Source organism: Klebsiella sp. PL-2018 (assembly GCF_019048985.1).
Lineage (GTDB): Bacteria > Pseudomonadota > Gammaproteobacteria > Enterobacterales > Enterobacteriaceae > Klebsiella > Klebsiella michiganensis.
The window spans coordinates 4,444,122-4,461,463 of the sequence record NZ_CP077673.1; the positions used below are offsets into that span (position 1 = coordinate 4,444,122).

Consider the following 17,342-nt stretch of genomic DNA (forward strand, 5'->3'; position numbering starts at 1 on the left):
TTTTCCTTTTTTTAAAGCAAAAGAGAACGTTGCGCAGTGCGCACATTATTTTTTATGTAAGGGAGAAAGCAGACGGACGCGGTGGCGCGCGGGTGTGGGGATAAAGCCAGGTAAAGTCATGCCAGCGTTTCCTCTCCGGGCGGGAAACCGGGGCTCGCTGGCGTCGAAGCATCAGGCTGAGCAGCAGCACCAGCGCGAAAATCAGGCCCGGAACATGAGCTAACAGTACGCAGTAGCCACAGGCTTCAGCATGATCGAGCGGCACGCTGTGCGCGTGTTCCGGCATCGAGGCATCGGTATGCGTCATGGACATCTGATGTGATGGCATACCTTCCGGCATCCCCATCATTGCGTGGTGCATGCCATTCATCGGATCTTTTTGCAGGGCGATGGAGATCAACGGTGCCACCACGATCAGCAGGATCGCAAACAGCGCCAGCCATACGGCCCGCCGTTGTAATGCTGAGTGATGAAAAATATTGCTGACCACCGTCCCTCCCCATGAGAGGCGTATTGTAAATGATTCGCAATGGAATGGTTAAAATAAAGATAAAAAAAGGGCCGGCCCATCAGGCCAGCCCTCTCATTCAGGATGTCGCGAAAGCGAATCTTAGTTAAGACGCTCTTTGATACGAGCAGACTTACCGGTACGCTCACGCAGGTAGTACAGTTTAGCTTTACGCACAGCACCACGACGTTTGACAGAAATGCTGTCAACTACCGGAGAGTGAGTCTGGAAGACACGCTCAACGCCTTCGCCGTTGGAAATTTTGCGAACAGTGAATGCAGAGTGCAGACCGCGGTTACGAATAGCGATAACCACGCCCTCGAATGCCTGCAGACGTTTTTTGGAACCTTCAACAACCCATACTTTCACTTCCACGGTATCACCCGGACGGAAGGAAGGTACGTCCTGCTTCATCTGTTCTTGTTCAAGTTGCTTAATAATGTTGCTCATAATTTAATCTCTTATCCTGGGTAAACTGATATTGGGGGCTTACGCCATCCCATCATGTTTATGTTGCTGTTGCGCGAGTTCCTTTTTGAACTCTGCCAGCAACCTTGCTTGCTCTTCAGTCAGAGCCAGGTTTTCCAAAAGTTCAGGTCTTCTAAGCCAGGTACGGCCCAGCGACTGCTTCAGACGCCAGCGACGTATCTCAGCATGGTTTCCCGACAGCAATACCGGCGGTACTTCCATACCTTCTAACACTTCAGGACGCGTATAGTGCGGGCAATCCAGCAATCCTTCAGCAAACGAATCTTCGATTGCTGAAGCTTCATGGCCCAGCACCCCCGGAATAAACCGGGAAACAGAGTCAATCAGCGTCATTGCCGGTAGCTCACCACCGCTGAGAACGTAATCGCCAATTGACCATTCTTCATCAATCTCGGTCTGAATTACGCGCTCATCTACGCCTTCATAGCGACCGCACACCAAAATCAGCTTCTGATTTGTTGCCAGTTCGCTGACGCCCGCTTGATCAAGCTTGCGTCCCTGAGGTGAAAGATAAATCACCTTTGCGCCTTCACCTGCCGCGGCTTTTGCTGCATGAATGGCATCCCGTAAAGGTTGCACCATCATTAACATCCCCGGTCCGCCGCCGTAAGGACGATCGTCCACGGTACGGTGCCGGTCATGAGCGAAATCGCGAGGACTCCAGCTCTGGATGCTCAGCAGGCCATTTTTTACTGCCCGGCCAGTTACCCCGTAATCGGTAATTGCGCGGAACATTTCAGGAAACAGGCTAACGATACCTATAAACACAAGCCAATCCCCATAGTGCCGTTTTTTACCGTTTATTCGGAGAATTTAAAAACCAGGATCCCAGTCTACTTCGATGGTACGAGTAGCGAGATCGACTTTCTTGATAACCTGCCCATCGAGGAACGGAACCAGCCGCTCCTTGATACCAAATGCATCTTTCAGGTTTGCCTTGATGACGAGAACGTCATTAGACCCGGTTTCCATCATGTCGATGACTTTGCCGAGGCTATAGCCTTCCGTGGTCACTACCTGGCAGCCCATCAGGTCTTTCCAGTAGTAGTCACCCTCTTCAAGCGCAGGCAGCTGCGATGAATCCACGACAATTTCGCAATTAGTCAACAGATTCGCTGCATCGCGATCGTCAATGCCTTTCAGCTTAATGACGATATCCTGATTGTGGTGGCGCCAGCTTTCCAGCTCAACAACCTGCCACTGACCCGCCTTCTGGATAAACCAGGGCTGATAGTCAAAAATGCTTTCGGCGTCTTCGGTGGAGGAAAACACTCTGAGCCAACCACGGATACCGTAGGAAGAACCCATCTTGCCCAATACAATCGGTTCAACAGGTGCTTGTGCGGTGTGTTGCTTGCTCATCATGACCACCGTGACAGATTAAGCTGCTTTGTTAGCGGCTTTGATCAGCGCAGCTACGCGATCGGAAACAGTAGCGCCCAGGCCAACCCAGTGAGCGATACGATCCAGATCCAGACGAGTTCCTTCTTCGGTCGCAGAAGCGATCGGGTTGAAGAAACCAACGCGCTCAATGAAGCGACCGTTGCGTGCATTACGGCTGTCGGTAACAACAACCTGGTAGAACGGACGCTTTTTCGCGCCGTGACGTGCTAAACGAATAGTAACCATAACATCCTCTTGTGTGAATAAAACACCGGGCCCCATCGAGGAACGGAGCCCGGTGTCATATTAAAAGCCCGAAAATTTTACTGATTTCTGGGGAAATTGCAATCAGCAGTTATAAACTCTGCTGTGGAAGGGCGACTCCGGTACCCTTAAATTGGGTACCGGAGTATAAGTCATAGCCAGAATGCGCCAACCATGTGTCAGAAAAGAAGCGCGCCCCGGCAGAAATGGCGACCAGCCTATCGGCCTCCGGGGAACCCTGGCGGCATCATTCCTTTCATTCCGCGCATCATCTTCATCATGCCGCCTTTCGACTTCATCTTCTTCATCATGCGCTGCATATCGTCAAACTGCTTGAGCAGACGGTTCACATCCTGCACCTGCATTCCGCAGCCTGCGGCGATGCGGCGTTTGCGCGAACCTTTAATAATTTCCGGTTTAGCGCGCTCTTTCAGCGTCATCGAGTTGATGATGGCTTCCATACGCACCAGAACTTTATCATCCATCTGCGATTTAACGTTGTCCGGTATCTGCCCCATGCCCGGCAGCTTGCCCATCAGGCTGGCCATACCGCCCATGTTTTTCATCTGCCGCAGCTGTTCAAGGAAATCGGTCAGGTCAAAACCGTCGCCTTTTTTCAGCTTAGAGGCCAGCTTTTCAGCCTGCGCGCGGTCGACCTTACTTTCGATATCTTCGATCAACGACAGGACGTCGCCCATGCCGAGAATACGGGAAGCGATACGATCCGGATGGAACGGCTCCAGCGCTTCGGTTTTCTCGCCAACGCCGAGGAACTTAATCGGTTTGCCGGTGATATGACGAATCGACAGCGCCGCACCGCCGCGGGCGTCGCCGTCCACTTTGGTCAGCACGACCCCGGTCAGCGGCAGGGCTTCGTTAAAGGCCTTCGCCGTGTTCGCCGCATCCTGGCCGGTCATCGCATCGACAACAAACAGGGTTTCTACTGGATTGAGAGACGCATGGACCTGCTTAATCTCATCCATCATCGCTTCATCAACGTGCAGACGACCGGCGGTATCCACCAGCAGCACATCGTAGAATTTGAGCTTCGCTTCTTTCAGCGCGGCATTAACGATATCAACCGGCTTCTGACCCACGTCAGACGGGAAGAAATCAACGCTAACCTGCTCGGCCAGCGTTTCCAGCTGTTTGATCGCCGCAGGGCGATAGACGTCAGCGGAAACGACAAGGACTTTCTTCTTGTGCTTTTCACGCAGGAATTTACCCAGCTTAGCGACGCTGGTGGTTTTACCCGCCCCCTGCAAACCGGCCATCAGCACCACGGCTGGCGGCTGCGCCGCTAAATCCAGCGCCTGGTTCTCTTCGCCCATCGCGGCAACCAGTTCGTTGCGCACGATTTTGACGAACTCCTGGCCCGGGGTCAGGCTTTTGTTGACTTCATGACCTACCGCGCTTTCTTTTACGCGGTTGATGAAATCACGTACCACAGGCAGAGCAACGTCCGCCTCCAGCAGCGCCATACGCACTTCGCGCAGGGTATCTTTAATATTGTCTTCAGTAAGGCGTCCGCGGCCGCTAATGTTGCGCAGCGTACGCGACAAACGATCGGTTAAATTATCAAACATTGTCTCTCGCCTGAGGTGGAAACGGTCGGTCGCCGCAGCGACACAAAAACGGAATGGGCGCAGTATAACACGACATAAACGCGAATGTGCTGCAACGGTTGGAGCCAGAGTCGCGTGACGCTATACTGCTTCTCTTTACTATTTAGTCAACAGTCGACACCCCTATGCCTGTTTTTGCTCTACTCGCCCTTGTCGCCTACTCCATCAGCCTCGCGCTGATCGTCCCTGGCCTGCTGCAAAAAAACAGCAGCTGGCGGCGGATGGCGATTCTTTCCGCAACTATTGCGTTGATTTGTCACGCCTTCGCGCTGGAGTCACGCATTTTTCCCGGCGGCGAAAGCGGGCAAAATCTCAGTCTATTAAACGTGGGATCGCTGGTCAGCCTGATGATCTGTACGGTGATGACCATCGTCGCCTCGCGTAATCGCGGCTGGCTATTGCTACCCATTGTCTACACCTTCGCCTTAATCAACCTCGCGTTCGCTACCTTTATGCCGAACGAGTACATCACGCATCTGGAAACCACGCCGGGGATGCTGGTCCATATCGGCCTGTCGCTCTTCTCTTATGCTACGCTGATTATCGCTGCGCTTTACGCGCTGCAGCTGGCGTGGATTGACTATCAGCTGAAGAATAAAAAGTTGACCTTCAGTAGCGAAATGCCGCCGCTGATGAGCATTGAACGTAAAATGTTTCATATCACCCAGATAGGCGTGGTTCTGTTAACCCTGACGCTGTGTACCGGGCTGTTTTACATGCACAACCTATTTAGTGCGGAAAACATTGATAAAGCAGTGCTGTCTATCGTTGCGTGGTTCGTTTATATCGTCCTGCTTTGGGGCCACTATCATGAAGGGTGGCGCGGACGCCGGGTCGTCTGGTTTAACGTGACTGGCGCGGGGCTGCTGACGCTGGCCTACTTTGGTAGCCGCGTATTGCAACAGTTCATGAGCTAAGTCTTTAAGGAATCCCAAGTGGAACATATCTCCACCACCACGCTGATCGTGACGCTGATCGTCATGGTGGTCATCTCCGCCTATTTCTCCGGTTCTGAAACCGGCATGATGACGCTGAACCGCTATCGCCTGCGTCATATGGCCAAGCAGGGCAATCGTCAGGCAAAACGTGTCGAAAAGCTGCTGCGCAAACCTGACCGTCTCATTAGTCTGGTCCTCATTGGCAATAACCTCGTCAACATTCTTGCCTCGGCGCTGGGCACCATTGTCGGTATGCGCCTGTATGGGGATGCTGGCGTCGCCATTGCCACCGGCGTCCTGACGTTTGTGGTGCTGGTGTTTGCCGAAGTGCTGCCAAAAACCATTGCCGCGCTCTATCCGGAAAAGGTCGCCTATCCCAGCAGCCTGCTGCTCGCGCCGCTGCAAATCCTGATGATGCCGCTGGTGTGGTTGCTCAACACCATTACCCGCATTCTGATGCGCATGATGGGTATAAAAACCGATATCGTCGTGAGCGGGGCCTTAAGCAAGGATGAACTGCGTACTATCGTTAATGAATCACGCTCGCAAATCTCCCGCCGCAATCAGGACATGCTGCTCTCCGTTCTTGACCTCGAGAAAGTCAGCGTTGACGACATCATGGTCCCGCGCAACGATATTGTCGGTATCAATATTAACGATGACTGGAAATCCATTGTCCGCCAGCTGACCCACTCTCCGCACGGACGCATTGTGCTGTACCGCGACTCGCTGGACAATGCCATCAGCATGCTGCGGGTTCGCGAAGCTTATCGCCTGATGACGGAGAAAAAAGAGTTCACGAAAGAAGTCATGCTGCGCGCCGCCGATGAAATTTACTTCGTGCCGGAAGGTACGCCGCTCAGTACGCAACTGGTGAAATTCCAGCGCAATAAGAAGAAAGTGGGCCTGGTTGTTGATGAATATGGAGACATTCAGGGTCTGGTCACGGTTGAGGATATCCTCGAAGAGATCGTTGGCGATTTTACGACGTCAATGTCGCCTACGCTTGCTGAAGAGGTGACGCCGCTTAACGACGGTTCAGTGATTATCGACGGTACCGCCAACGTACGTGAAATCAACAAGGCTTTTAACTGGCATCTGCCGGAAGATGAAGCGCGAACCATTAACGGTATTATCCTGGAAGCACTTGAAGAGATCCCCGCCCCGGGCACCCGCGTACGCATCGAACAGTATGATATCGATATTCTTGATGTTCAGGAGAATATGATTAAAAGGGTGAAAGTGATGCCGGTAAAACCCATTCGCGAAAGCGTGGCCGAGTCATAACAACCCTGGGACCTGGCTGAGGGGAATAGAAAAACGGCTACCTCGCGGTAGCCGTTTCGCTTATTTACTTCGCTTTCGCCACGGTGACCGTCGCCGCGCGAATAGTACGGCCGTTCAGGGTATAACCCTTTTGCATCACGCCCAGAACGTTACCTGCCGCAACGTCTTCAGACTCAACCATCGCAATGGCCTGATGTACGTTCGGATCCAGCGGCACGTTAGTATCGCCAATCACTTCTACGCCGAACTTGCGCACCACGTCGAGCATGGACTTCAGCGTCAGTTCGATACCTTCAACCATCGGCGCCATATCCGGGTTAGCTTTATCAGCGACTTCCAGCGCGCGATCCAGGCTGTCGATGACCGGCAGCAACTCGTTAACGAACTTCTCCAGCGCAAACTTATGCGCTTTTTCGATATCCAGCTCGGTGCGGCGGCGCAGGTTATCTTCATCGGCTTTCGCACGCAGCAATACTTCACGTTCGCGCTTCTGCGCTTCAGCAAGCTGAGCTTCCAGATTCGCAATTTTTTCATCGCGCGGATCCACCTGCTCAGCCGAAACCTCAGGCTCTACCGCCTCAACGTCGTCGTGCTGCTCCGTGATAATTTCTTCCGGGGCTTGCCCCTCAGGCGTTTTCTGTTCTTTACTACTCATGAATTTCTCCGCGTTTTTTTTCGCATTCATCTCGCTAACTTCGCTTATTATGGGGATCAGTTTCCTGGTTTCAAGGGAACGCAGCCAGATTGTCACTATTCATTTAACGCAAGGACATCCAGATCATGAAGAACCACTTCAAGTGTATAGGCATTGTGGGACACCCTCGTCACCCAACCGCGCTGACCACACATGAAATGCTCTGGCGCTGGCTGTCCGGCAAAGGTTATGAAGTGCTGGTTGAGCAGCAAATTGCTCATGAACTGCAGCTCAGCAATGTGAAGACCGGGACGCTGGCGGAAATCGGCCAGCAGGCAGACCTGGCCGTCGTGGTGGGCGGTGATGGCAATATGCTCGGCGCAGCGCGGACGCTGGCCCGCTACGACATTAACGTTATTGGGATTAACCGCGGTAACCTCGGTTTTCTGACCGACCTCGACCCGGATAACGCGCTACAGCAGCTCGCCGATGTCCTCGAAGGCCACTATATCGCCGAAAAACGCTTCCTGCTGGAAGCGCAGGTATGTCAGCAGGATTGCCAGAAGCGCATCAGCACGGCGATTAACGAAGTCGTCCTGCACCCTGGCAAAGTGGCGCATATGATCGAGTTTGAAGTCTACATTGATGAGGTGTTTGCTTTCTCTCAGCGCTCCGATGGCCTGATTATCTCCACGCCAACCGGCTCCACGGCTTATTCCCTCTCCGCCGGCGGGCCGATCCTCACGCCTTCGCTGGATGCTATCACTCTGGTCCCCATGTTCCCGCATACGCTGTCGGCACGCCCGCTGGTGATCAACGGTGACAGCACGATTCGCCTGCGCTTTTCTCAACGCTGTAGCGACCTCGAGATTAGCTGCGATAGCCAGATAGCGCTGCCGATTCAGGATGGTGAAGATGTGCTGATCCGCCGCTGTGACTATCACCTCAATCTCATTCATCCAAAAGATTACAGCTATTTCAATACATTAAGCACCAAGCTTGGCTGGTCGAAAAAATTGTTCTGATTTTATAGCCAGCCCCTTTACTGGATAAAAAACCATATTATACTGTACGAAAACACAGTAATGGTTTTTCATACAGGAAGGCAGCTATGTTGGCACAACTCACTATCAGTAATTTTGCTATCGTTCGTGAGCTGGAAATCGATTTTCACAGCGGGATGACCGCCATTACCGGCGAGACCGGCGCCGGTAAATCGATCGCTATCGACGCGCTGGGGCTGTGCCTCGGTGGTCGGGCGGAAGCCGACATGGTGCGCAGAGGCGCCAGCCGGGCTGATTTGTGCGCCCGTTTCTCCCTGAAGGACACGCCTGCCGCGCAGCGCTGGCTGGAACAGAACCAGCTTGAAAGCGGGCGTGAGTGTTTACTTCGTCGCGTCATCAGCGCAGACGGCCGTTCTCGCGGGTTTATTAACGGTACGGCAGTCCCTTTATCCCAGCTTCGTGAGCTCGGTCAGCTGCTAATCCAGATCCACGGCCAACATGCCCACCAGTTACTGACTAAACCCGAACACCAGAAAACGCTGCTTGATGGCTATACCGGTGAGTATGCGCTTACTCAGCTCATGGCAGAGCGCTATCGTCAGTGGCATAAAAGCTGTCGCGATCTGGCGCAGCATCAGCAGCAAAGCCAGGAGCGCGCAGCGCGTGCAGACCTGCTGCAATATCAATTAAAAGAGCTAAATGAGTTCAACCCGCTGGCGGGCGAATTTGAGCAAATTGATGAAGAGTACAAACGCCTTGCTAACAGCGGTCAGCTGCTGACTACCTGCCAGCATGCGCTGACGGTGCTGGCAGACGGCGAAGAATCCAACCTGCAAAGCCAACTCTACGCCGCGAAGCAGCTGGTCAGCGAGCTGGTTGGTATGGACAGTAAGCTCTCCGGGGTACTCGATATGCTCGAAGAAGCGTCTATTCAGCTTAGCGAAGCCACGGACGAACTGCGCCATTATCATGACCGACTCGATCTCGATCCGAACCGCCTGTTTGAGCTGGAACAGCGTATCTCCCGGCAAATTGCCCTCGCGCGGAAGCATCAAATTACGCCCGAAGAGCTTCCTGACCTTTACCAGTCACTGCTGGAAGAACAGCGTATGCTGGATGATAGCGCGGGTTCTCTGGAATCACTCAGCCAGAGGGTTGTGGAGCATCATCAGCTGGCGCTGGATACAGCGAAACAGCTGCATGCCTTACGCCAAAATAGCGCCGATGAGCTGACTCAGCTCATTACGGAGAGTATGCACTCACTTTCGATGCCGCATGGGGTGTTCTCCATTGATGTCGCGTTTGATGAGCGCCATCTTACGGCTGAAGGCGCAGACCATATCGAATTCCGCGTCACCACTAACCCGGGTCAACCGCTGCAGCCGATTGCTAAAGTTGCCTCCGGCGGCGAGCTGTCTCGTATTGCGCTGGCGATTCAGGTCATCACCGCGCGTAAGATGGAAACTCCGGCGCTGATTTTCGATGAAGTGGACGTCGGCATCAGCGGCCCTACGGCGGCGGTCGTCGGTAAGCTGCTGCGTCAATTGGGTGAATCAACCCAGGTGATGTGCGTTACCCACTTACCGCAGGTTGCCGGTTGCGGACATCACCATTTCTTCGTCTGCAAGGAAACCGACGGTGAAATGACCGAGACGCATATGCACCCTCTGGATAAACGCGCTCGTTTGCAGGAACTGGCCCGACTGCTGGGCGGTAGTGAAGTCACTCGTAACACCCTGGCAAACGCGAAAGAGTTGCTCGCCGCGTAAACTTTTTGATTTTCACAGAGTCATAGTGAACAGCAAATTGCCGACAGACCTGCAGCCGAAGGTTCCCAACCGGGCAAAGGTCTATTATCATCGGCATATTACAGATGAGCCACGTACTGCTCGGGCCCAAAAAGGAATCAAATCACTATGCGCTGTAAAATGCTGACTGCTGCCGCAGCGGTTCTTCTTATGTTGACCGCAGGCTGTTCCACTCTGGAACGAGTGGTTTACCGTCCTGACATCAACCAGGGTAACTATCTGGCACCAACCGATGTAGCAAAAATCCGCGTCGGCATGACGCAACAACAGGTTGCCTATGCTCTTGGTACCCCGATGATGTCGGATCCGTTTGGCACCAATACCTGGTTCTACGTTTTCCGTCAGCAGCCTGGGCATGAGAAGGTTACCCAGCAGACGCTTACCCTGACCTTCAACAGCAGCGGTGTGCTGACCAACATTGATAACAAACCTGCCCTGACGGCGGAGTAAAGCTATCAATACGCAAAAAGCGCTCAATGAGCGCTTTTTTTATATCTGCATCTTCGTGCGAAACGGTTACTTTCCGGCGCTTTTCTCTGCCCGCTGGCGACGCAGCTCTTTTGGGTCAGCAATCAGCGGCCGATAGATTTCTACCCGATCGCCATCGTGGACCCGATCGTGAAGCTTAGCCGGGCGGCTATAAATCCCCACTTTGTTCTTCGTCAGATCGATATCATCACGCAGCGCCAGAAGGCCGCTGGCCACGATCGCCTGCTCGACCGTCGCGCCCTCCTCCAGCTTAACGCTTTGCAGATACTGCTTTTCCGGCAATGCGTAGGCCACTTCAACCACGATTTTAGCCGACACTGTAGACCTCTTTAGCGCGGGTCGTGAACGCCTGCACCATATTCATGGCCAGCTCTTTGAAAATGCGACCAAAGGCCATTTCAATCAGCTTATTAGTGAATTCAAAATCGAGATGGAACTCAATTTTGCACGCTTCCGGGCTTAAGGGAATAAACTTCCAGCCGCCAATCAGCTTTTTGAACGGACCATCGACCAGACTCATCAGAATACTTTGGTTACTGGTCAGCGTATTTCGCGTTGTGAAGGTCTTGCTGATACCCGCTTTGGAGACGTCAACCGCCGCGGTCATTTGCGTCGGACCGAGCTCCAGAACCCGGCTACCGGTGCAGCCCGGCAGAAAATCAGGGTAGGACTTCACATCATTTACCAGTTGGTACATCTGTTCCGCACTGAACGGCACCAGGGCGGTACGGCTAATCTGAGGCATAGCAGGTTCCACATATAAACACGGTGTAAATAATATCATTTATCTGCTGCTAAAAAAAACGCTGTACCGCAACTCGTGCTAAGATAGCGCATTACGCCTCGCGGGAAGATTGAGGTACGACTGTTTTAAGACGATGACTTCAGGATACTATGACTAAGAAAAAAGCCCACAAACCTGGATCAGCCACCATTGCGCTGAATAAACGCGCTCGTCATGAATACTTTATCGAAGATGAATACGAGGCTGGTCTTGCCCTGCAGGGATGGGAAGTAAAATCTCTCCGCGCAGGTAAAGCCAACATTGGCGATAGCTATGTCATTTTAAAAGATGGCGAAGCCTATCTGTTTGGCGCCAACTTTACGCCAATGGCCGTTGCTTCCACTCATTACGTTTGCGACCCGACGCGTACCCGTAAGCTTCTGCTCAACCAGCGCGAACTGGATACCCTGTACGGGCGCATCAACCGCGAAGGTTACACCGTGGTTGCTCTTTCGCTGTACTGGAAGAATGCCTGGTGCAAAGTCAAAATCGGCGTAGCGAAAGGTAAGAAACAGCACGACAAGCGTACCGATATCAAAGACCGCGAGTGGGCGGTAGATAAAGCCCGAATTATGAAACACGCCGGTCGTTAATTCCCCTTCCTGTCAGGGTCAGTTTTGCTGGCCCTGATGCTATATCGTTGTTGATGCTGATTTTTCACCCAACCTGACGCCATAATCCTCAAAACGAGGACTGGTAAGCACATTCATAAATCTGTTATACTCACCGTACACATTGGGGCTGATTCTGGATTCGACGGGATTTGCGAAACCCAAGGTGCATGCCGAGGGGCGGTTGGCCTCGTAAAAAGCCGCAAAAAAATAGTCGCAAACGACGAAAACTACGCTTTAGCAGCTTAATAACCTGCTCTGAGCCCTCTCTCCCTAGCTTCCGCTCTTAAGACGGGGATCAAAGAGAGGTCAAACCCAAAAGAGATCGCGTGGAAGCCCTGCCTGGGGTTGAAGCGTTAAAACTAATCAGGCTAGTCTGGTAGTGGCGTGTCCGTCCGCAGGTGCCAGGCGAATGTAAAGACAGACTAAGCATGTAGTACCGAGGATGTAGGAATTTCGGACGCGGGTTCAACTCCCGCCAGCTCCACCAAAATTCTCCATCGGTGATTACCAGAGTCATCCGATGAAGTCCTAAGAGCCCGCACGGCACAAGCCCTGCGGGCTTTTTTGTGCCTGTAATTTGTCCTGCGAAGTCCGAAGAGAACTAATTAAATCCGAACCTTTTAGGCCCATTGATAGGCCCAACGAAAAGCTCTATTGTTTTCGTTGGGCCTAAACGCCTGGAGACTCCCCATGGCAAGAAAAACCAAGCCGTTAACCGATACGGAAATCAAAGCCGCCAAACCTAAAGATGCCGATTACCAGCTTTATGATGGTGATGGGCTGACCCTGTTAATAAGGTCCAGCGGTAGTAAGCTCTGGCAGTTCCGTTACTATCGGCCTCTAACCAAACAGCGAACCAAACAGAGCTTCGGTGCCTACCCTGCTGTCTCCCTTTCTCATGCGCGTAAACTCAGAGCTGAATCTCGAGTTTTGTTGGCAAAAGATATTGATCCTCAGGAACACCAGAAAGAACAGGAGAGGAATTCTCAAGAGGCCAAAACCAACACCTTCTTGTTAGTTGCCGAGCGTTGGTGGAATGTGAAGAAAGCCAGCGTAACAGAGGACTATGCCGACGATATCTGGCGCTCGCTTGAGAGAGATGTTTTCCCAGCAATCGGTGATATCAGCGTCACTGAGATTAAGGCTCATACTCTGGTTAAAGCTGTTCAGCCGGTTCAGGCCAGAGGTGCATTAGAGACTGTTCGCCGCCTTTGTCAGCGTATTAACGAAGTCATGATTTATGCGCAGAACACAGGCCTGATTGATGCAGTTCCCAGTGTAAATATCGGAAAAGCGTTCGAGAAACCGCAAAAGAAAAACATGCCGAGTATCCGTCCGGATCAGCTTCCACAGTTAATGCAAACAATGCGTACAGCAAGTATCAGTATGTCAACGTGGTGCTTGTTCATGTGGCAGCTTCTCACCATCACCCGCCCTGCCGAAGCTGCTGAGGCTCGATGGGATGAGATCGATTTTGATGCTAGTGAATGGAAAATTCCTGCTGCTCGAATGAAGATGAACCGGGACCATACGGTTCCACTATCTGATGAGGCTCTCTCTATTCTGGAAATGATGAAGTCACTTAGCGGAAACCGGGAGTTTATCTTCCCCAGTCGTATAAAGCCAAGTAAGCCTATGAACAGTCAAACGGTAAATGCTGCCCTCAAACGTGCCGGATTTAGTGGTGTGCTCGTCTCACATGGATTGCGTTCTATAGCCAGCACCGCCCTCAATGAACAAGGATTTCCCCCAGATGTTATTGAAGCCGCACTTGCACATGTAGATAAAAACGAGGTACGTCGCGCCTATAACTGTAGTGATTATATTGAACAACGTCGCCCAATGATGCAGTGGTGGGCTGATTTTATTAAAACAGCAGAAAGCAGATTCAGCCTCAGACTCACGTTTCACAAAGCCCTGTTATGTATTTATGGCGAGAATTTTAGCTTCGAGATAAATTCGAACAAATGTACAAACTTTCATACGGTTAAAGGCTGCTAATATCATGGCGTATGAGAGGATCTGACCTGCTCCCCGTTGATTAACACACCACGATGTTAGTAATGTCTTCATTAGCAACGTGGGGACATCCCCATGAAGAAGCGTTTTTCTGACGAACAGATCATCAGTATGATCCACGAACTCGAGGGTGCAGGCTATACAATCGACAGGAACAAAGTGATGCGTTAGATCCCCTGTCATAGCCATAGGCGCTTACGACGGAGGTTTTTAATCAAAGGATACTGGCAGGAATGCAAATCAGGTGATGATACTTAATGGCACGAAATCGAGATGATTTTAATAAGCGGACGAGGAATGATTTGGCACTACGTGCCAGTTATCTCTGTTCGTTATGTAAATGCTCAACGGTTGGACCTAGCGATGAAGGGAAAAATGCCGTCACTATGACTGGTGTCGCTGCTCATATTTGTGCTGCTGCACCCGGACCTGGAGCTCGTCGTTACGATCCAAATATGTCCTCTGAAGAGCGCTCTCATATCAACAATGGAATATGGCTCTGTGTGTCGTGTAGTGTCCTGATTGACCGGGATGAAAAGCGTTTTACTGTAGATAAATTACATCAAATCAAATATGAACACGAAAGTTCTCGCCGAATAGGTGCTTTAGAGGATTGTGACGAAAACAACATTGTCGCCATTGGTCCTGACATAATTGCGTTGGGCTACATAATTCGTTCTGCTCCTGAAGGGTTACGGATTCGACTTTCTCATTTTGTAAGCGGCTCCGTACGAGATCTTTGGGCTTTGCAGCAGAACTTTAGCAAATGGTCTCCGGAAAGACGTTATGTGCTGTGCAACGAGCTTGGTTTTGGTGGATTGCTCAACGAACCTCCCATGATTGAACGAGTCAATAATTCCTACGAAATTCAATTAGCACTTCAAAAACAAATTATACGACAGAATGCCTGTGCTGAAATATCAACCATGTGCCGCAACACGTTAAAACGAATTTCCGGATTTGATGCTTTTATTCAGATCTTTGAAAATGTTCTCGGTATGGCACAAGGGACTTCGTTCACGAATCTTAGCCTCGGAAGTGATATGTCTGACCTTTACTGGCGTTATAGGGGTTCTCCATGGTTCAAAAGTATGGCTATGATGGAAATGATTCGCTTATCTTCAATCCCTCGATTGAATAAAAGCCAGCAAACCCCAACTACACCATTTTTGGTCGTCAATCGAGTTAATAATGTGGAAATACCGTCATTTGAATTGATAAATCAGAAAATTGAGATCTCAGTTAACTTCGACCTCGAGGGCATAGGGGAATGGGAAAATACACTATCAGTTTTTATCTGGACACCTGAGCAACTTGTTGAAGGGCGCGAGAAAGCACGACAAATTAATCATGAATTGTATTAATCGTGACCAATCTAATCGCGAATTATGAAAATCCCCATGTCCTTGGTTTCATTCTGGGTCAGGTACCACTATTTAAAGAACCCAGCCTATGGCTGGGTTTTGCTTTCTTGGGTTCCGGTAGATCTCTATCGTTGCATAACGGATTAATCCATTGTGCCTTTCTCATCTTCAGAAACTGCTGGCATTGGCCATATCTTTTTGAGATGCTCAGTCAGATAAAAAGTACGGGTTTCAATTTCTTTCTCCCCCCACTGCACAGCATGATCGCCATGAAAGTATTGCGTCAAATTGAGCTTGCTAAACTTTAGCAGTTCAGGGCGTTTCAAGGTCCACGCAGAATTCGACAATGCGGGATTCAGACTATGAGTAATAAGCGTTAAATTACCTATAGTATTTAATAGCTTATCTCTCCTTTGAATAGCCTTCTGCTCAATCAGTGGATCAGTTTTATCATCGGGGCTAAGCGGCCAATTATCTGCCCACTTTTGCGGCATTACATGCTCAATCGTCAACCCACCTGGTAATGGTTCTGCTTCACTTTTTTTGTTAAACGCATAAGCGTCAAGTGCTTCAAGTATGGTTCGCACTTTATATTGAGCCAGCCGGCCATAAAGGGGCAAATCTGTAATGGCCGCAGCCAGTACACTATCGTCAGGGAATCGAGTACTATCTCCAGCACTTTTATTCATCTGGCCAGCTACATTTTCTGCCGTTATGATCCCTTTCTTGTCCAATGCTTTAATAAGCTCAACAAAGTAGCGATTGTAGTTTTTACTAGTCATTCCACAGATCATGCGACGTACCAAATACGCTTCAAGCAACTCAAGAATTGCATCAAACTCCGTAACATTGCCGGGGACTAATTCAGCGTATGCATACAACAAAAACGGAATAACTGTGGTTGTATCTACAGCATCTAAGCGGCGCATAAATGTCGCTAAGCGGGGATGACTATCTGACTGATAAAATCTTTTGAAAACCTCAGCGTAACGTGAAAGTTGAGCAATGTGCTCTGCCGCTGTTTTAGGGCCAGAAACCGGATCCGAACTCGATTCAGACTGCCTGACAAATGCCTTAAATGCATTAAAAATATGTGAAGACTTGACCTCCTCACGCGTCATCATCGCTAAATAGTTGTTGATGAAAACATCCACTCGGGGGCGGGTGATTCGTCCCTGTCTGACTTCCTCTCTCCACCAATCAGTCTCGAATGATTTCCAGTTATTTGCATAAAGCTGTTCAACATTATCCCCCCTGGCTTCCGCGAGCCTGAACAAGTAATTCTTGATCAGGTCTGCAGGAAGAAGGTCCTCCCCTCTTGCATTCAGCGTCTCAAAGATGACTTGAGTCTCATCATTCTGGTCCAAATCGATCACAACAATCTGAAGACAGTCCTTAACAACCTGCCAGAGAGAATCAAAACGATCATCAAGAGACTTTTCACTTAATGCCTGGATATCTTCCTTATCATCAAACGAACCGTTTATCCACTGCCCTATCTGCGCATAAAAGAATTTGTAACCGTCAATAATGTTATTAACACCATCACGAAGATCAGGCCGTAGTGTAATTTGCTTATCAACAGCATCAGGTGACCCAGCCTCATGAACTACTTTGAAAGCTTCTCGATTGCTATTGGTAGGCCATACTTTGAACACTTCGTCATCGTGATCGATCTTGCTACGTCGGTTGGTCACGAGATCTGAAAAGCGTTCGACATATTTAGTCTGTTCATACGCTACCGCATGGTCACGCGCCGCCATCAGGAACAACTGGAGCGTAGTGAATCGTTGTTGACCATCGATCACCTGACGACTTTCGATGGATCCCGTCGGGTTCGCGACCTGCTCCAATACTACAGCCCCTAAAAAATGGGGGTGAGCTCTACCACCATTAAGTTGTTTATCAAGAAGTGTCTGGATGTCCTCCCACAAGGGCTCCCAATTTTTCTCACACGTCCACACATAAGGACGCTGGAATAGTGGCACTTGATAGGTGATGGTTTGATCAAAAATTCTTTCTAGCTTACGCGTGTTGGCTTCCATAACGACTCACTAACCCTTATTTTCAATCCATAATGTGGTAAATACACATCCGCCAGGCAGGTACTATGAAACAGTGATCTCATCCGC

The 17,342-nt window shown here is 50.6% G+C and carries 17 protein-coding genes, 1 other RNA gene and 1 pseudogene; 9 read left to right on the forward strand and 10 right to left on the reverse strand.

Annotation, left to right across the window (positions count from 1 at the left end; genetic code table 11):
• Positions 1 to 52: 52 nt before the first annotated feature.
• The 6 genes from MKleb_RS20755 to ffh all read right to left on the reverse strand — a co-directional run bounded on the left by MKleb_RS20755 (position 53) and on the right by ffh (position 4,230).
• Entirely contained in the window at positions 53 to 490 is a 438-nt protein-coding gene (locus tag MKleb_RS20755; protein WP_025107353.1) for a DUF2946 domain-containing protein, read from the reverse strand.
• A 120-nt stretch (positions 491 to 610) separates the two neighbouring features.
• Entirely contained in the window at positions 611 to 958 is a 348-nt protein-coding gene (gene rplS / locus MKleb_RS20760; protein WP_004104634.1) for a 50S ribosomal protein L19, read from the reverse strand.
• Positions 959 to 997: 39 nt separating this feature from the next.
• A complete protein-coding gene (gene trmD, locus MKleb_RS20765) occupies positions 998 to 1,765 on the reverse strand; it encodes a tRNA (guanosine(37)-N1)-methyltransferase TrmD (RefSeq protein WP_004104636.1) in 768 nt (255 codons plus the stop codon).
• A 45-nt stretch (positions 1,766 to 1,810) separates the two neighbouring features.
• A complete protein-coding gene (gene rimM, locus MKleb_RS20770) occupies positions 1,811 to 2,359 on the reverse strand; it encodes a ribosome maturation factor RimM (protein WP_014226441.1) in 549 nt (182 codons plus the stop codon).
• An 18-nt stretch (positions 2,360 to 2,377) separates the two neighbouring features.
• The gene (gene rpsP, locus MKleb_RS20775) at positions 2,378 to 2,626 is read right to left on the reverse strand and encodes a 30S ribosomal protein S16 (protein ID WP_004123777.1); all 249 of its coding nucleotides are present in this window, start codon (positions 2,624 to 2,626) and stop codon (positions 2,378 to 2,380) included.
• Positions 2,627 to 2,862: 236 nt separating this feature from the next.
• Positions 2,863 to 4,230: a signal recognition particle protein gene (gene ffh, locus MKleb_RS20780; RefSeq protein WP_004123779.1), complete on the reverse strand. Its 1,368-nt coding sequence runs from the start codon at positions 4,228 to 4,230 to the stop codon at positions 2,863 to 2,865.
• Between the two features lie 164 nt (positions 4,231 to 4,394).
• Here ffh and MKleb_RS20785 point away from each other — a divergent pair, with 164 nt between their 5' ends.
• Positions 4,395 to 5,186, forward strand: coding sequence for a cytochrome C assembly family protein (locus MKleb_RS20785; RefSeq protein WP_004853326.1), 792 nt, complete (start codon positions 4,395 to 4,397; stop codon positions 5,184 to 5,186).
• A gap of 18 nt (positions 5,187 to 5,204) precedes the next feature.
• On the forward strand, positions 5,205 to 6,494 hold the full coding sequence (locus MKleb_RS20790; RefSeq protein WP_217076169.1) for an HlyC/CorC family transporter: 1,290 nt from the start codon (positions 5,205 to 5,207) through the stop codon (positions 6,492 to 6,494).
• A 64-nt stretch (positions 6,495 to 6,558) separates the two neighbouring features.
• Here MKleb_RS20790 and grpE read toward each other — a convergent pair whose 3' ends face one another.
• The gene (grpE, locus tag MKleb_RS20795) at positions 6,559 to 7,149 is read right to left on the reverse strand and encodes a nucleotide exchange factor GrpE (protein WP_217076171.1); all 591 of its coding nucleotides are present in this window, start codon (positions 7,147 to 7,149) and stop codon (positions 6,559 to 6,561) included.
• Between the two features lie 125 nt (positions 7,150 to 7,274).
• Between grpE and nadK the strand changes: the two genes are divergently transcribed.
• From nadK to bamE, 3 genes are all read left to right on the forward strand, one after another.
• Complete coding sequence (nadK, locus tag MKleb_RS20800; RefSeq protein WP_004123797.1) at positions 7,275 to 8,153, forward strand: NAD(+) kinase; 879 nt, start codon at positions 7,275 to 7,277, stop codon at positions 8,151 to 8,153.
• Positions 8,154 to 8,239: 86 nt separating this feature from the next.
• Positions 8,240 to 9,901 carry a DNA repair protein RecN gene (recN, locus tag MKleb_RS20805; RefSeq protein WP_025107351.1) on the forward strand — a complete coding sequence of 554 codons (1,662 nt, stop codon included), beginning with the start codon at positions 8,240 to 8,242 and terminating at the stop codon, positions 9,899 to 9,901.
• A gap of 147 nt (positions 9,902 to 10,048) precedes the next feature.
• On the forward strand, positions 10,049 to 10,390 hold the full coding sequence (gene bamE / locus MKleb_RS20810) for an outer membrane protein assembly factor BamE (RefSeq protein WP_004123807.1): 342 nt from the start codon (positions 10,049 to 10,051) through the stop codon (positions 10,388 to 10,390).
• 66 nt (positions 10,391 to 10,456) lie between these two features.
• Here bamE and MKleb_RS20815 read toward each other — a convergent pair whose 3' ends face one another.
• Together MKleb_RS20815 and MKleb_RS20820 are read right to left on the reverse strand one after the other, a co-directional pair.
• Positions 10,457 to 10,747, reverse strand: coding sequence for an RnfH family protein (locus MKleb_RS20815; protein ID WP_025107350.1), 291 nt, complete (start codon positions 10,745 to 10,747; stop codon positions 10,457 to 10,459).
• Positions 10,737 to 11,174, reverse strand: coding sequence for a type II toxin-antitoxin system RatA family toxin (locus tag MKleb_RS20820; protein ID WP_004123817.1), 438 nt, complete (start codon positions 11,172 to 11,174; stop codon positions 10,737 to 10,739). The genes MKleb_RS20815 and MKleb_RS20820 overlap by 11 nt, the downstream gene beginning before the upstream one ends.
• A 149-nt stretch (positions 11,175 to 11,323) precedes the next feature.
• Between MKleb_RS20820 and smpB the strand changes: the two genes are divergently transcribed.
• The 4 genes and pseudogenes from smpB to MKleb_RS20840 all read left to right on the forward strand — a co-directional run bounded on the left by smpB (position 11,324) and on the right by MKleb_RS20840 (position 15,210).
• Positions 11,324 to 11,806: an SsrA-binding protein SmpB gene (gene smpB / locus MKleb_RS20825; RefSeq protein ID WP_004104655.1), complete on the forward strand. Its 483-nt coding sequence runs from the start codon at positions 11,324 to 11,326 to the stop codon at positions 11,804 to 11,806.
• 144 nt (positions 11,807 to 11,950) lie between these two features.
• Positions 11,951 to 12,314, forward strand: a transfer-messenger RNA (tmRNA) gene (gene ssrA, locus MKleb_RS20830).
• 203 nt (positions 12,315 to 12,517) lie between these two features.
• Positions 12,518 to 13,711, forward strand: a pseudogene (locus MKleb_RS20835) (integrase); the annotation flags it as partial.
• Between the two features lie 392 nt (positions 13,712 to 14,103).
• Complete coding sequence (locus MKleb_RS20840) at positions 14,104 to 15,210, forward strand: hypothetical protein (RefSeq protein ID WP_064375315.1); 1,107 nt, start codon at positions 14,104 to 14,106, stop codon at positions 15,208 to 15,210.
• 143 nt (positions 15,211 to 15,353) lie between these two features.
• On the opposite strand, the gene MKleb_RS20845 is transcribed toward MKleb_RS20840, so the two are convergent.
• Positions 15,354 to 17,255 (reverse strand): DUF262 domain-containing protein, encoded by a 1,902-nt coding sequence (locus tag MKleb_RS20845; protein ID WP_064358806.1) that lies wholly within the window; start codon positions 17,253 to 17,255, stop codon positions 15,354 to 15,356.
• Between the last annotated feature and the right edge of the window lie 87 nt (positions 17,256 to 17,342).

What these genes read in the sequence shown, in the direction of transcription:
- MKleb_RS20785 (WP_004853326.1), top strand. Translation starts at nt 4,395, where the DNA reads ATGCCTGTTTTTGCTCTACTCGCCCTTGTCGCCTACTCCATCAGCCTC.
- bamE (WP_004123807.1), top strand. Translation starts at nt 10,049, where the DNA reads ATGCGCTGTAAAATGCTGACTGCTGCCGCAGCGGTTCTTCTTATGTTG.
- recN (WP_025107351.1), top strand. Translation starts at nt 8,240, where the DNA reads ATGTTGGCACAACTCACTATCAGTAATTTTGCTATCGTTCGTGAGCTG.
- grpE (WP_217076171.1), bottom strand. Translation starts at nt 7,149, where the DNA reads ATGAGTAGTAAAGAACAGAAAACGCCTGAGGGGCAAGCCCCGGAAGAA.
- rplS (WP_004104634.1), bottom strand. Translation starts at nt 958, where the DNA reads ATGAGCAACATTATTAAGCAACTTGAACAAGAACAGATGAAGCAGGAC.
- ffh (WP_004123779.1), bottom strand. Translation starts at nt 4,230, where the DNA reads ATGTTTGATAATTTAACCGATCGTTTGTCGCGTACGCTGCGCAACATT.
- MKleb_RS20845 (WP_064358806.1), bottom strand. Translation starts at nt 17,255, where the DNA reads ATGGAAGCCAACACGCGTAAGCTAGAAAGAATTTTTGATCAAACCATC.
- MKleb_RS20820 (WP_004123817.1), bottom strand. Translation starts at nt 11,174, where the DNA reads ATGCCTCAGATTAGCCGTACCGCCCTGGTGCCGTTCAGTGCGGAACAG.
- rpsP (WP_004123777.1), bottom strand. Translation starts at nt 2,626, where the DNA reads ATGGTTACTATTCGTTTAGCACGTCACGGCGCGAAAAAGCGTCCGTTC.
- nadK (WP_004123797.1), top strand. Translation starts at nt 7,275, where the DNA reads ATGAAGAACCACTTCAAGTGTATAGGCATTGTGGGACACCCTCGTCAC.
- rimM (WP_014226441.1), bottom strand. Translation starts at nt 2,359, where the DNA reads ATGAGCAAGCAACACACCGCACAAGCACCTGTTGAACCGATTGTATTG.
- MKleb_RS20840 (WP_064375315.1), top strand. Translation starts at nt 14,104, where the DNA reads ATGGCACGAAATCGAGATGATTTTAATAAGCGGACGAGGAATGATTTG.
- smpB (WP_004104655.1), top strand. Translation starts at nt 11,324, where the DNA reads ATGACTAAGAAAAAAGCCCACAAACCTGGATCAGCCACCATTGCGCTG.